Genomic DNA, 13,066 nt, shown 5'->3' on the forward strand with positions numbered 1-13,066 from the left:
CGCCTGTCTACAGAGCGTGCTGTCCGAAGAACCGGGGCCACTTCTGTTTCTGTTCGCAGGCCTCGGACTCGCGGCGAGGGCGATCCAGCCGGGTGAGAGCGAGCACTTCCTTCGCGATGCGCTCGCTGAGCAGCTGCAAGTGCTCGTTCTGATGGAGTTTCTCGTGAGTTCTTATACGCTCTCACTCACCGCCGAACTCGTTCTTGTCCCCATCTTGTTCTCGGTCACTGCTGTGCACGCGATGGCGTCAACGCGGCCGGAGCGCCGTTCGGTTGAGCGTCTCGCGTCTGGGATCCTCAGCCTAGCTGGTCTCGCCTTCATTGTGAATGCTGTGGTTGTCCTGATACAGACCTTCTCACCGACAATCGCTGCCCAGACGATTCAAGCTATCGTTGCTCCGCCTCTCCTAACCGCGCTTCTCCTGCCGGCCGTGGTTCTGCTCGCCCTCTACAGCGCCTGCGAGAACCTTGGGCTTCAGCTGCAAAGCTGGCGTCCTGAGCGCCGCGGGCTGGGGAGATATACTACACGCCGCATCTTGTGGCATTGTCGCTTCTCTCCACAGGCGGTCCGCAAGTTCTCGCGCGAGTACCGACTGGAGCTGATGAGAGTACGATCGCGCGAGGATGCAGACGCATTGCTTCACACTGTGAAAGCAGGCGTACGTGGCGAGGCACAGCAATAGACAGCGGTGTCGGCTAGCAGCGGTTGGTCAGATGGACAGTGTCAGTCGAACTCAACGCTTTGATGCGAGGTGCATTTGTCAGACTCCAGGAAGCTCGCAGGAATCACGGTCGGAGCGCTGGTCGAACTGCTAAGAGCCTTCGATCCGGACTGTGAGCTGACAATGGGTGGGCTCCAGTTCTATCGCCTGAAACTGCGCGGCGAGAAGCTGTTGCAGCTTGAGTTCGCACAGCAGGTATATCGCGACTCGAAAGGCAAGCTCATCGCTGAGGACGTCGCGTAGGCTTGCTGACGCGCGCCGCCACCCTCGAATGAACATCATGGAACAGGAATCAATCGCTCTCGACGTGATTGTGGATGCGGTCGGTGCCGTCGTGAACAGAGAGAGCATGCTATTCTATGGCGAGGGCGTGGACGTCGAGATTCAGTTTCAATCGCATTTGACGGCGCGCCTGGGATCGGCGCTGATCGCTGATTTGCTTGAGCCGATGAGCGCTGAGCTTGTAGGTGGCAAGCTCAGCGTTCCGGAGGTTCTCTCTCGGATCGCCCAAGAGCCACAGTTCGACCAGAACGGCTCGGTAGAAGTGGCCCCGGTTCTTCGGACAGCACGCTCTGTAGACAGGCGGGCTCCCTGAGCGATCTTTCGCTCACTTCCCTGGAGCCCTCATGCCCCGCCGTCCCCGTCGGAATCACTCCCCAGCCTTCAAGGCTAAGGTGGCGCTCGCCGCGCTGAAAGGCGATGCCACGCTCGCCGAGCTCGCGAAACGCTTCGAGCTCCACGCTCACCAGATCGGCCAATGGCGCGAACAGCTGCTCGCTGGCGCCGTCGAGGTCTTCGCCTCCGGGGGGAAGCCCGCCGAGCCGCCCGTCGATGTGACGGCGCTGCACGCCAAGATCGGCGAGATCACCCCTGGAGAATGATTTTTGGAACGTGCGCTCACCAAGGCCGGGTGGCTGAGCGCCAAGCGATGATCGACCGGACCCACGCCCTGCCCCTCACGAAGCAGGTCATTGCCTTGGGCATCAGCCGGAGCGGGATCTACTACACGCCGGCGCCGCCGTCCGAGGCGGACCTCGCGCTCATGCGCCGCATCGACGCCCTGCACCTCGAGATGCCGTGGTGGGGCGCTCGAGGCCTCCGGCGCATGCTCGCGCCCGATTTCCCGGGCGTCGGTCGGCGGCGCATCGCGACACTGATGACGAAGATGGGCATCAGCGCGGTGGCCCCGCAGCCGGGCACGAGCAAGCGACACCGCGCGCATCCGGTCTACCCGTACCTCCTGCGCCACCAGACGATCACGCGCCCGAACCACGTCTGGGCGATGGACATCACCTACATCCCGATGGCGCGCGGCTTCGTATATCTCGCCGCGGTGATGGACTGGGCCAGTCGCCGGGTCCTGAGCTGGCGCGTGTCGACGACGATGGACAGTCGCTTCTGCCTCGAGGCGGTGGACGAGGCGATCGCGCGCTATGGGCGGCCGGAGATCTTCAACACGGACCAGGGCAGTCAGTTCACGAGTGCCGACTTCACGGGGCTGCTCACGGCGCACGGCATTCGCATCAGCATGGATGGCCAAGGCTGCTGGCGCGACAACATCTTCGTCGAGCGGCTCTGGCGCACGATCAAGTACGAGGAGGTCTACCTGCGCGCGTACGCCACCGTCTCGGAGGCGCGGGCCGGCCTCGGCCGCTACCTCACGCGCTACAACACGCGCCGCCGCCACTCCAACCTCGCCGACACGACCCCCGACGAGGCATACTTCCTCACCCTGCGGTCGCCACTTCGGGTGGCCGCGTAACCGCCCGCCGAGCTACATAGCGCACGTCGTTTCGCTGTCCGAGAAAGCGAAGCCACTTCTGGTCGAGGAATTGCGCGTTGCCGCGCAAGCTCTCTCCGCGTGGCTCGACGCCACCGTGGATGCGCCAGCGTACCTACCAACGAGTGCGATACACGTCACGCTTCAGTTAACGCGCCGCGAGCTGTTGACGATCTGCGGGAACCTGTCCAAGCACAATCGGTCACGCTTGACCGGCGTCGCTGGGAAGCTCGAGGGTATCTTTGCGCGGTCAAGCGCTCCTCTGAGTCGATTCGCAGTGCTAGAAGCTATTGACGACATCAACGATCGGTTCTTCTACGATGCATTCAGCCACATGACCATGCCTCTGGCGGAGCATCTAAGTGCCGTGCGGTGGGGGGTGCAGACCTACCTGCTTCCAGAGTTCCGACGCGCTCTCCAGCAGGATCCCGGTCACACGGAGTACTCGTATCGTGTTCCGCAGCAGATCGAGAATCCGCTTGCGCGCGCATGTTACCTTAATCTGATGAACGCCGTGCGCTCAGGCCCCTACATACCCCGATTCAAGGTGCGGAAGCCGTCGAGGCCTACGTAGTGAGGCGGTGCGGCAGAGATTTCGGTTCAAGTTTGGCTGTTCACGCTGCGTGAGGAAGGGAAGTAGCGGGCGGATGCCGCCAGGCCACCCGTGCGGGCGTTCGAGGTTGGTGCAATCTTGGACGTCGGGCAGCGCGTTGTTGTGTTCCCGCGAGGTGCGATGTCGCCGCTTGTATCCCCTGGGGCGGAGCATGGTCTGGACGAAGCGCTCGGCTTTGCCGCTGGCCTGCGGGCGATAGGGCCTGATGCGCAGATTCCTGATCCCTCTGCATCCAGCGCGACGCGCATCGCGTGTCTCGCGCAGGCCCTCGCGCTGTCCATCATGACGCCGTGGACCGTACTCCCGAACTGGGCGAACCAGCGCCAAGCGTGTTCGAGGAAGCGCACGATCGCCGCGGCATCCTGAGAGGGTAGCAGCTTCGCGTAGGCGAGGCGGGTCGCGTCATCGCTGGCGCCGTGCGGGTGGCCCCTTCCGAGCCCGCGCTGTCGGCCGACCCTCGATCGATTGCCGTGGACGCGATGCCCCGTGGCGACAGAACGACCCAACGCCATAGGTGTCGATGTGGGCGAGTTCACCCAGCTCCTCGCGTGGGTAGCGCGACCCAGCCGTCGCCCCCTGTGCCTCAAGAGGGCCGCGGCCCGCCTGCGTGATGATGCGGTCGGGCAGGCGCAGGCGCTCCGCAATCGCCAGCCCCTTGAGCCGCTGTGCGAGCAGTCGCGGTATGCGCTCGACGAGCTGCGGTTTCGTGGCCGTCGTCGAGCGATTCGCGGCCGCGACGAGCGATAGGAATGCGCCTCCCACACCAGACCGCGCAGCGCCGCAACCACTTGTACGCCGAGCCCGTGCTCACGTCGAGTGCGGCCGTGATGGTGGGACCGGCTCCCGATCGAGAACCTCACCGGCGGACGGGCTCGGCTCGCCCGCAGGCGGTCAACCCGCATTGATTTGGATGCTCACTTAAGCCTCTTGCTGAAGATGCGGTGGGTCGCACCTCCAGCCTCTTCCGCTATACCTCAGTGAACAACTTCCTTGGATTCGATAATCTGCGAGCGCAAGCCGACGCGGTGCGACTAGCTCGTCAAACGGACACTTGCGGGACTGAGCTGCCAATGACCAATCGTACCGAATCTACTTGGGAGCGAATACATGTGCATACTTAGTCGAGAGCTCGGCGGCCAAGTGCTCAAGCGCCGCCTGCACCGCCTTCGCCTGCCGTTCGTCGTGCACCTCGAGAAGGTCGAGCGAGAGAACGGCGAGGGCCCTCCCTGCAACCTTGGGGTGCCTTCCGAATGGAACGGCGACGATCCTGAATGCCTGCGGCCGGCCTTCGAGCAACGCTGCGTTGGGAGCGTGAAGCTCGGGCATTGCTGCTCCCTTCTCGACCGACTGCACGCTGTTCAACGTGACGGCGTTGCCCGCAACCCCCTCACCTGGAGTGAGTCGCAACCTAAGCTCCGGTGCCCAGCGTTCGAAACGAGCGGAGTTCGAAATCGCGAGGAAGCCGCCCTCCCAACGGAAGACACACGCCCGCCAAGCGAGATGCGGGGGAATGCTCTGATCGAGGCCTTCGAGCAAACGACTTACGTCCGCGGTCGCATTCGCCAGAAGAGAATCCGACGCAAGCTTCCTCTTCACCGCTTCATCAAGCACTTGCCAGTCCGCAGACTTTGCCGTATCGATGCGCTCGCTCTGCTCGAAAACAACGTTTTCGATGTGTTCCCCAGGCAGGTAGAGAAGCCGAGGCCCGTCAAGTTCGTAGCCATGGTTCCTGTGGCTACCGGTTGAGCCTATTCTGACAGATTCCAACGCGGTTGTCACCGGCGCTTCAGGGCGGTACCTCAGATAGAAGCGCTGTACCGGCTCTTGCAGCACAAGGTACTTGATTTGCCCCTCGACACCGACGCCGAAGCTGTTGATTGCGCCCTGCAGAATCATGTTCGCGCCGGGCAGCTTCTCAACGCCCGAAACGTGACGCGAGGTCATCACCGACGCCACGGTCTGCCGTGCGCCACCGTCATGAAGACGAAGCTTGAATAGCCATCTGTGTTGGGAGATGCGCCAGAAGAACGGCCACTGGTTCACAATCGCCGTTCCAAGGATGGCGCCATATACCGCGCCGAGAGAGCACGAAGCCAGCAGGTATCCGAGAATAGAAATCGAGTTGCTTCGGAGGAGCAAAGCAAGCTCGTGGACGGTATCGCGCACTGCCGCGGGACTTGCGGGGCCGGGAACTGCCGCACCGATACCCACCCCTCCGGGTGCCTTAAGCGCTTCGCCTCCGATCATCACCCTGAGTAGCAACTCGAGGTCGGGCGAGGGCCATCCGGCCGTGCGCCATACGAGAACGAGCGAAAGGTGAACGAGAGCGGACGCAAAGAGGGCGCCCGCCACATGACTCAGGGGGCTACGGTCGACGGCGATTCGAGTAAATCGATCGGGGAGCCCTAGCCCAAAGAAGAAGAAGAACCCCGGCAACAAGACGAGCAGGACGACTAGGGTCGACCAGGCGAGTGTCACTTGGTGACAGCTGCTCGAAGGCCGGGACTTCTACTCTTTGCGCGCGAACTGCTGCGGAGCGTGCCCCTCGCCACTCGAACTTGTCAGGCGAACTACAACTTGACCGAGCGTCGGAGTCTTGTTGAACTCACGCTTTAAATCAGAGATGACGCCCCAGACCTTGGCCCGATCCCCGTCCGCGAGAAGAGTGAGCTTCTCGAACAGGACGTTCGCGTCTTCAATCGACATCACAGTCCTCGTGATTGCAGTGACGTTGCCCAGGAGTCACGCACCTCGGCTCGACAGTCAAGGTCAGGCCAGAAAATCCACCAAAGTCCCGAAGTCCGCAAGAGGCTCCGAAACACGGACGACCCGGCGGCGGACTCGTTTCGCGGCCTCCGATGAGGCGCGAGCGCAAACGGAGCCGCCGGATAGGTCCCCGCGGTTGCAAGATCTCTAGACGTGTAGTGAATACCCCACCAACCCCCTCGGTTCCACCGTTCCGCACTAAGCCTCCGCCTCCTCGTTTCGTCCCTACGCGGACCGGGCGGGCGGTGATTCAGGACGCCCTGAAGAGGCCGCCGTGCTGGTCTTCGAACGGCGGCGAACCCAAGATACAGTTTCGTCGGATGTGGCGCAGACTTCACCGGCGGCCCCTCCCCCTGACGCTGCTGGATTCCATGGCGCGACCGGGACTCCGCGGCACCACCTCAGAGTTCAGGCCCGATGACCGGTGGCCCGCGCGTCCCGCTGACTTCGGCGCGGACGAGAGCTACCCAGGGCAGAGGTCTCTGGGGTGTTTGTGGTACCGCGCGCGGCATCTACAACCTCAAGACTCACGGCAATAGCGGAGAGCTTGTGCTCGCCTTTGCGCTCGAATCGCTGCTAAATCCGCCTCTGGTTCCCGACCTCGCAGAATGCCCCCGTCCGAGAACCGTATCAACAGTTTCACTTTCCGCTCTTGATAGACCCGAGATCAACCGGTCCGCGGAAGCCTCGCCACGCTTCCCTTAGACGTCGGTGCAGTACTCCGAGGGACCTCCGTCCTAACCACCGTCACCGGCGCACCGCAGCTTGGACGGCGGTATGGACCAGCTTCGGAGCAATGGTCTGCGCTTCGATCCACGCCACGCCGAGCAGCCGCCTCGTCGCCTCAATCGCGATCACTAGCCGATGGGCACTGATGTACAGGTAGTTCGAGCCGATGCATTCTGCCGCGGGCGTTCAAGGCATTTGTGCCCCTGCTCGCCGAGTTGGTTCACGAATCGCGTCAGGGCATTCCCGTCCGGGATTCGCCCGACTGCAGCATTCCGGCACCGTCCCTAGCATACGGGCGCGTCGCCCCACCCTCGCCCGCACATGCCCGGCCTGCTCACCATCGTCTACGTCAGCCACGCCGCGATCGAGCTGCACGACACCGACCTCGAGCTGCTCCTCGCGACGTCGCGCCGCAACAATGCGCGCGACGGCATCACCGGCGTGCTGCTGCACCGCGACGGGAACTTCATGCAGTGCCTCGAGGGCGAACCGGAGGCCGTCCGGCGCACCTTCGCGCGCATCGAACGCGATCCGCGGCACGCCGGCGTGATCGTGCTGCTCGACGAGCCCATCGCCGAGCGGAGCTTCTCCCGGCATTCGCTGGGGCACCTGCAGCCCACGCGTTCAGACCTGCTCGCGCTCTCCACCGAGGGCTGGCGGGACGAGGCGTCGAGTGCCTCGCGCACCTCGCGCGGGCTGGCGGCGCTGCGGAGCTTCGCGGAGCGGGACCGGCACGCGCCCTGACGCGCGCTCAGGCGCCAGGCTGACGCGTCAGGGCGCGGCGGCGAGCACGCCGTAGGCGCGCGGCGCGTCGTCGAGCGGACCGGCCAGGAACACCCGCGCGCCCACCGCACCGCGCAAGCCCTCGGGCGTGTACGTGAGCGGCACGACCGTGCCATCCACGAGGCGCAGCGCGTAGGACTCGCCCGTGCGCACGAGGATGCCGTCGATCGCCGGCACGCCGGCCGCGCGGCGCACGGCGAAGCGCACGACCTCGAACCCGATGCGCGACGGCGTCAGGCCCGTCGGCGCACCCGCGCGGCCGACGAGCATCACCTCGAGCCCCTCGGCGGCGCGCAGCGCGTCGAGCGATGCGCCGGTCACGTCGGACACGGCGCCGGTCGTCGCCTCGAGCACGAGCAGGCCGGGCTCGCTCCCCACCAGGCGCACCGTCCCGCGAAGGGTGTCGGTCGCGGGCGCCCGCGACGGTGCCGAGCGCCCATCCGTCACGCCGACCTCGACACCGACCCCGACACCGACCTCGGCGCGCCGCGCGCAGCCGCCGAGCGCGACGCCGCACGCGAGGAGCGCCCACGCCCCGCGCGACATGATCACTGCACGCGCACGATCGCGAGCCGCGCCAACGGGCTGAGCGCCGCGCCCGACGGCCCGCGCAGCACGAGCAGTTGCGGCGCGGACTGCGTGCCGAGGATCTCGACGAACAGATGGCCACCCCCGCGCAACCCGGTGCGCGTGACGGTGAACGACCCATAGCTCACGGCCGTGCGCGCGACGGGATACGGCGTGTTGAACCGGCCGGACCACGCCGGATCCGCGTTCAGTCCCGCATAGATGTCGCGCAGGTTCCAGGTGGGGAACTGCACGTCGGGCGACGGGCTCGCGAGCCCCGGGTAGTCGTCCGCGATGAGCGCGAGCCCCCACGCACCGACGAGCTGCGACGTCGTCGCGCCGGTCACGCCGGCGAGGTTGGTGAGGCCGTTGGTGTTCGACTGCGTGAGCGCGGTGAGGAAGGCCGCGTCGCTCGTGCCGTACCGGTCGGCGGCCCAGCGCACGAACGACCAGGTGGTGTTGTAGAAGACCGAGCCCGACTGGCCGGTGCCGTCGCCGTACGGCGACCACCCGGCGGGATCCTGGAGCTTGGGCAGGATCTCGTTCAGCTGCCGTCGCATCCCCCACGTGGGACGGCGGAACGGATCGTTCGCCACGCACGAGGCGTTCGCCAGGTTGAAGTCGCAGAAGAGCCCGTTGCCCGCCGCGGTGCCGTAGCCGGTGTTGGCCTTCCACGCGACGCGATGCAGCGAGTCGCGCACCCAGACCTCCTCGGCGTGGCGGGCGGTGCCCTCCTCGAGCCACGAGCTCTCGAAGGTGGGCGACCCATTGGCGAAGCGCGCCGAGAGCGAGGCGATGTGCTTCACCTCGTGCACGACGGTGCGGCTCATGAACGCGTACCAGCCGTCGGGGCTCGCGGTGCTGTTGACGTTCGGCGTCGCCGTGGTGGGGACGGTCCCGTAGAAGTACTCGCCGTAGTTGCCGCCGGCCGTGGCCGCCTGGCGCACGACCATGTCGCAGCTCGTCACGTACGCGGCAGCGCCGGTGCCGTTGAGCTTCTGCGTGAAGACCATGTGCAGCAGCCCGTCATCATCGAGGTCGCGACGGATCGGGTCGCCGAAGTAGGTGCGGACGGTCTCGTACTGGTCGCGGTCGAAGACCTCGCCCATGCGCGCATAGGCCGCCGCGAGCTCGGGGACGTTCGCCGCGACGAGCGTGTTCGCCGAATCCTCCCACACCACGGCATGCGTCCCCACGCGGATGGCGCGGGCCCGGATGATGTTCGTCGAGTCGGAGCACGAACTGAAGTTGAAGTGGAGCGTGCGCATGTCGCCGGCGACGGGCGGCGCGACGAGACGCGGCCGTCCCGCGCGCTTGGGCGGCACGCGGTCGAGCCCCTGCGCCCGCAGCGAGGCGTAGAGCGCGCGCTCCCGCTCGAGATGCTCGAAGTGCGCCCGGTCGCGATCGGCCTGCGCGCGCGAGGGCGGCGCGGCGGTCGCGGTGGCATTGGCGGTGACGTTCGCGATCGCCGCGGCGACCGCCGCCGCCGCGGGATTGCCGGAGAGCTCCACGTCGATGAGCGTGTTCGCCGTGGTCCCCATGCTGAACGCGGCGATGAAGTACCGCGCCGTGCCACCCACGTTGGTGAGCTCGTTGCACGCGCTCTCGGCGTCGCTCTGCAGGACGATCGCCTGGCCCACCGCGAGCGTGCGCTGCGTGACGGCGAGCGGCGCGTTGAGCACGGTCCCGGGACCGGACGGCCCCGTCACCTGCAGCGCGACGGTCCCGCTGTTCATGCAGGGCACGCGGAAGGTCAGCGCGGTCGCGCTGGCGCTGAGCACCGGCACCACGGTCCCCGCGACGCGCAGCGTGTTGTTCGCGGGGAGGAGGTCGAAGCCGGTGCCGTCGAGCGTCACGACGGTCCCCGGCACGAGCGTGGACGGCGTCACCGTCGAGAGCACCGGGCCGGCGGCGGCGTTGATGGTCACGCTCACCACGCCGGTCCGCGTCTCGCTCGTCGCGGTGATGTTCACCGGCCCGGCACCGACGCCGGTGACGAGCCCGCTCGGCGAGACGGTCGCGCGCGAGAGGTCGGCGCTGCTCCAGGTGACGGTGCGTCCCGTGAGCGCCGCGCCGGTCGAATCACGCGGTTCGGCGCTGAGCTGCACCGTCGTGCCCACGAACGCGGAGGGCGTCGCGGGCGTCACGGCCACGGTGGACACCGGCACCGACGCCACCGTGATGGTGATGGAACCGGTCTTCCCTTCCGAGGTCGCGGTGATCTGCGCAGTGCCGAGCGAGACGGCGGTGACGACCCCGGTCGTACTCACCGTGGCGACGCCGAGCTGCTGGCTCCCCCACGCGACGACGCGCCCCGGGAGGGCGGTCCCGTTCGCCGCCTTCGTGACCACCGCGAGCTGCGCCGTCTGGCCTCCCGCCGGTCCCACGAAGAGCGTCGGTGCGGGGGCGGTGATCTCCACCGTCGCGACCGACGCCGGTTCGGTCGAGCCGCCACCACAGGCGACGAGTCCCGCGAGCAGGGCGCCCGCGAGCAGGGGAGCACGGAAGGGGCGAATGGGCATGATGGCGAATATGGCCGTCGGGCACGGACCCGGCCACCACGCCGCCGGGCGGTGCTGTCAGATCGTGACAGCCACGGGCCGATGCGCCCGCCGCAGCCGATGCTTTCGCCATCCTTCCCACGCATTGGCCGCGAGCACGCCGGCGAGCAGGAAGTACGCCGCGCCCACGAGCATGAGCACCGCGAACGCCACCCCCGCGGTGAGGAGCGAGAAGACGACCTGGTCGCGCGGCTTGGGCGGCGACGTCGGCGGGTCGGTGAGCATGAACGCGGCGAAGAAGAGCGCGGCATGCAGGTCCGGCGCACGGAAGATCTCCACCACCGCGACCGGATCGCCGACGTACGCGAAGACGGTCGCGCAGGCGAACCAGGCGCCGAGGAAGACGAGCGCCGCGACCGACTTGTGCAGCCGCTGCGCCATGATCGCGCCGAGCACGAGGAGCAGCGCGATCCACCAGGCGCTCAGCTCGGGCAGTGCGCCCCACCAGCTCTGGCCGGTGTCGAGCAGGTGGTACGACACGACGAGTCCGGCCGCGGCCGGATTGAGCACGTTCGCGCGCCCCGCATGCCAGACGTGCTTCGCGCCGATCGCGAGCGCCGCCGTCATCGCCGCGTGGGTCCACGGTTCGTGCGGGCTCAACACGAGCGCAACGAGCCACCCGGTGAGGAGCGCGCCGTCGGGCAGCGTCCACTTCCCGCGCCGCCAGCGCAACAGCGGCGCATCGAGCGCGCCGGCGGTGAGGATCGCGGCGGCGAGCCCTGGCGTGACGAGCCGCCACCCGGCGACCGACGCCGCGGGCACGGTGCAGGCGAGCAGCATCAGCGCGAAGATCCCCTTCGGCGTGCGGAGCCAGCGGCGGAATGCCTGCATCCTCAGGCCGCCACCGCGTGCGACGTCCAGCCTCGCGTCGCATGTCGCTGCTGCGCGGCGGTGACGAGCAGCCCCTCCACGCCCTGTGCCTCGAGGAACGCGATGCCCGCCTCGGCGCCGAGCACCGCCGCCGCGGTCGCGAGCGCATCGGCGACCATCGCCTGCGGCGCGATCACCGTCGCGCTCGCGATGCCTCCTGCGGGACGCCCCGTGCGCGGATCGACGAGATGCGTCGCGCCGTCGGCGAGCGGGCGCGCGTAGTCGCCGCTCGTGCAGACCGCCGCGTCGCGCACGGTGAGGGTCTCGAGGAGCGCGTCCGCCTGCCGCGGATGCCGCACGCCGATGCGCCACGGCGCTCCGTCCTCCGCGTGGCCCGCGGCGAGGAGATCACCGCCCGCGTCGATCACGAACCCGGTGACGCCGTCCGCGCCGCTGAGCGCGCGCGCCGCGAGGTCCACGGCGAGTCCCTTCGCCACCGCGCCGAGATCGAGCGCGAGTGGGCGCGCGAGTCGCACCGTGCGGCGCTCGGCGTCGAGGATCACGTCGCGCCAGGTCGGCGTGTCGCCCTGCACGGCCGCCGCGTCCGTTGCGTCCGTTGCGTCCGTCGGAGCGACCCGCGGCACGCGGGCGTCGTCGCGCCAGGCGCGATCATGCCCGCGCGCCAGCATCGCCGCCCCCACCGTGGGATCGAACGCCCCGCCGCTCGACTCGGCCACCGCGAGCGCGAAACGCAACGGCTCGAAGAGGAGCGGACTCACCGCGACCGGCGCGCCGCCCGCGGCGACGACGCGCGAGAGTTCGCTCGATGCATCGAACCGGCTGCACGACGCTTCGACCTGACCGAACCAGGCGTACGCCTCGCCGATGGCGCGCACGGCAGCGTGCGCCTCGCCGATGGCGCGCACGGCAGCGTGCGCGTCGCCGACGACGCGCAGGCAGACCGTGGTCCCCATCGCCGGCCGGACCCGTTCGATCGTGCTCACGGCGGTACTCACGGCCGCGCGGCGACCTTGAGCGCCTCGACGACGGCGTAGTAGAAGGCGTTCACGCTCTGCGTCGCGCCGGAGACGAAGTCCACCTCTGGGCCCTGACGATCGACGACCTGGATCTGGAGGTGATCGATCCACGAGCAGGAGTACCGCGTGAGGCAGCGACTGATGTAGGCGTCGGCGATGCGACCGGCGCGGATGACGACGGTCGCTTCGATGCTGCCGTGCCGCGAGTCGCCCCAGCCGGTGTAAGTGCCGTCACGCCACTTGGAGGCCGCAGGGGCGGCGGGAGCGGTGACGGTGTCGGCGGGCGGAGGCGACGCGGGCGGTGCGTCCGGCGGCGGTGCCGCCGCGACAACGGGCGACGCGGCGGTCGGGACGGACTCGACGGGCGCCGTGGTCGCGACGGTGTCCGTGCGCGCCTTCGCCGTCGCGCGCGTCGCGCTCGCGGGGACGGCGGCCGCGACCGGGGCTTCGACCGGGACTTCGACCGGCGCGGCGCTCGGCGCAGCACTGGGCGCCGCCACCGGCGTGCTGGCCAAGGTGTCGGCGATCGGCCGCGGCACCAACACGGGCCGCTGCCGCGCCGCATCCTCCGCCTCGAGCCGCAGCGCCGCCGCGCGCGTGCGCGCGTGGCCGGCCGCGTAGATCGACACGACGGCGGCGGTGCCGAGGAGCAGGAGACGAGGCGAGGAGGCGTCGGACATCGTGAGTGGTCGAGAGGCC

Annotated in this window: 12 protein-coding genes and 1 pseudogene; 5 read left to right on the plus strand and 8 right to left on the minus strand. The window is 68.0% G+C overall.

The window, feature by feature from the left end:
* Positions 1–16 precede the first annotated feature (16 nt).
* From IPJ78_02430 to IPJ78_02445, 4 genes and pseudogenes are all read left to right on the plus strand, one after another.
* Positions 17–682 (plus strand): hypothetical protein, encoded by a 666-nt coding sequence (locus IPJ78_02430; GenBank protein ID MBK7905397.1) that lies wholly within the window; start codon positions 17–19, stop codon positions 680–682.
* Positions 683–751: 69 nt separating this feature from the next.
* Positions 752–964 (plus strand): hypothetical protein, encoded by a 213-nt coding sequence (locus tag IPJ78_02435; protein ID MBK7905398.1) that lies wholly within the window; start codon positions 752–754, stop codon positions 962–964.
* A 37-nt stretch (positions 965–1,001) separates the two neighbouring features.
* On the plus strand, positions 1,002–1,316 hold the full coding sequence (locus tag IPJ78_02440) for a hypothetical protein (protein MBK7905399.1): 315 nt from the start codon (positions 1,002–1,004) through the stop codon (positions 1,314–1,316).
* A 31-nt stretch (positions 1,317–1,347) separates the two neighbouring features.
* Positions 1,348–2,483, plus strand: a pseudogene (locus tag IPJ78_02445) (IS3 family transposase).
* A 538-nt stretch (positions 2,484–3,021) separates the two neighbouring features.
* Here the strand turns inward: IPJ78_02445 and IPJ78_02450 are convergent.
* From IPJ78_02450 to IPJ78_02460, 3 genes are all read right to left on the minus strand, one after another.
* Positions 3,022–3,441, minus strand: coding sequence for a transposase (locus IPJ78_02450; protein ID MBK7905400.1), 420 nt, complete (start codon positions 3,439–3,441; stop codon positions 3,022–3,024).
* A 762-nt stretch (positions 3,442–4,203) separates the two neighbouring features.
* Positions 4,204–5,592: a hypothetical protein gene (locus IPJ78_02455; protein ID MBK7905401.1), complete on the minus strand. Its 1,389-nt coding sequence runs from the start codon at positions 5,590–5,592 to the stop codon at positions 4,204–4,206.
* A gap of 30 nt (positions 5,593–5,622) precedes the next feature.
* Positions 5,623–5,820, minus strand: a complete 198-nt coding sequence (locus IPJ78_02460; protein MBK7905402.1) for a hypothetical protein — start codon at positions 5,818–5,820, stop codon at positions 5,623–5,625.
* Positions 5,821–6,930: 1,110 nt separating this feature from the next.
* Here IPJ78_02460 and IPJ78_02465 point away from each other — a divergent pair.
* The gene (locus tag IPJ78_02465; GenBank protein ID MBK7905403.1) at positions 6,931–7,353 is read left to right on the plus strand and encodes a BLUF domain-containing protein; all 423 of its coding nucleotides are present in this window, start codon (positions 6,931–6,933) and stop codon (positions 7,351–7,353) included.
* Positions 7,354–7,380: 27 nt separating this feature from the next.
* On the opposite strand, the gene IPJ78_02470 is transcribed toward IPJ78_02465, so the two are convergent.
* Genes IPJ78_02470 through IPJ78_02490 form a run of 5 tightly spaced genes read right to left on the minus strand, consistent with a single transcriptional unit; the run spans position 7,381 to position 13,047 of the window.
* Positions 7,381–7,944 carry a hypothetical protein gene (locus tag IPJ78_02470; GenBank protein ID MBK7905404.1) on the minus strand — a complete coding sequence of 188 codons (564 nt, stop codon included), beginning with the start codon at positions 7,942–7,944 and terminating at the stop codon, positions 7,381–7,383.
* Positions 7,941–10,481, minus strand: a complete 2,541-nt coding sequence (locus IPJ78_02475; GenBank protein ID MBK7905405.1) for an Ig-like domain-containing protein — start codon at positions 10,479–10,481, stop codon at positions 7,941–7,943. Before IPJ78_02475 ends, IPJ78_02470 begins: the two co-directional genes overlap by 4 nt.
* A 57-nt stretch (positions 10,482–10,538) precedes the next feature.
* Positions 10,539–11,351, minus strand: a complete 813-nt coding sequence (locus tag IPJ78_02480) for an RnfABCDGE type electron transport complex subunit D (GenBank protein MBK7905406.1) — start codon at positions 11,349–11,351, stop codon at positions 10,539–10,541.
* Between the two features lie 2 nt (positions 11,352–11,353).
* A complete protein-coding gene (locus IPJ78_02485; GenBank protein MBK7905407.1) occupies positions 11,354–12,334 on the minus strand; it encodes an FAD:protein FMN transferase in 981 nt (326 codons plus the stop codon).
* 8 nt (positions 12,335–12,342) lie between these two features.
* Positions 12,343–13,047, minus strand: a complete 705-nt coding sequence (locus IPJ78_02490) for an FMN-binding protein (GenBank protein MBK7905408.1) — start codon at positions 13,045–13,047, stop codon at positions 12,343–12,345.
* Between the last annotated feature and the right edge of the window lie 19 nt (positions 13,048–13,066).

The organism is Gemmatimonadota bacterium (genome assembly GCA_016714015.1).
Lineage (GTDB): Bacteria > Gemmatimonadota > Gemmatimonadetes > Gemmatimonadales > Gemmatimonadaceae > Pseudogemmatithrix.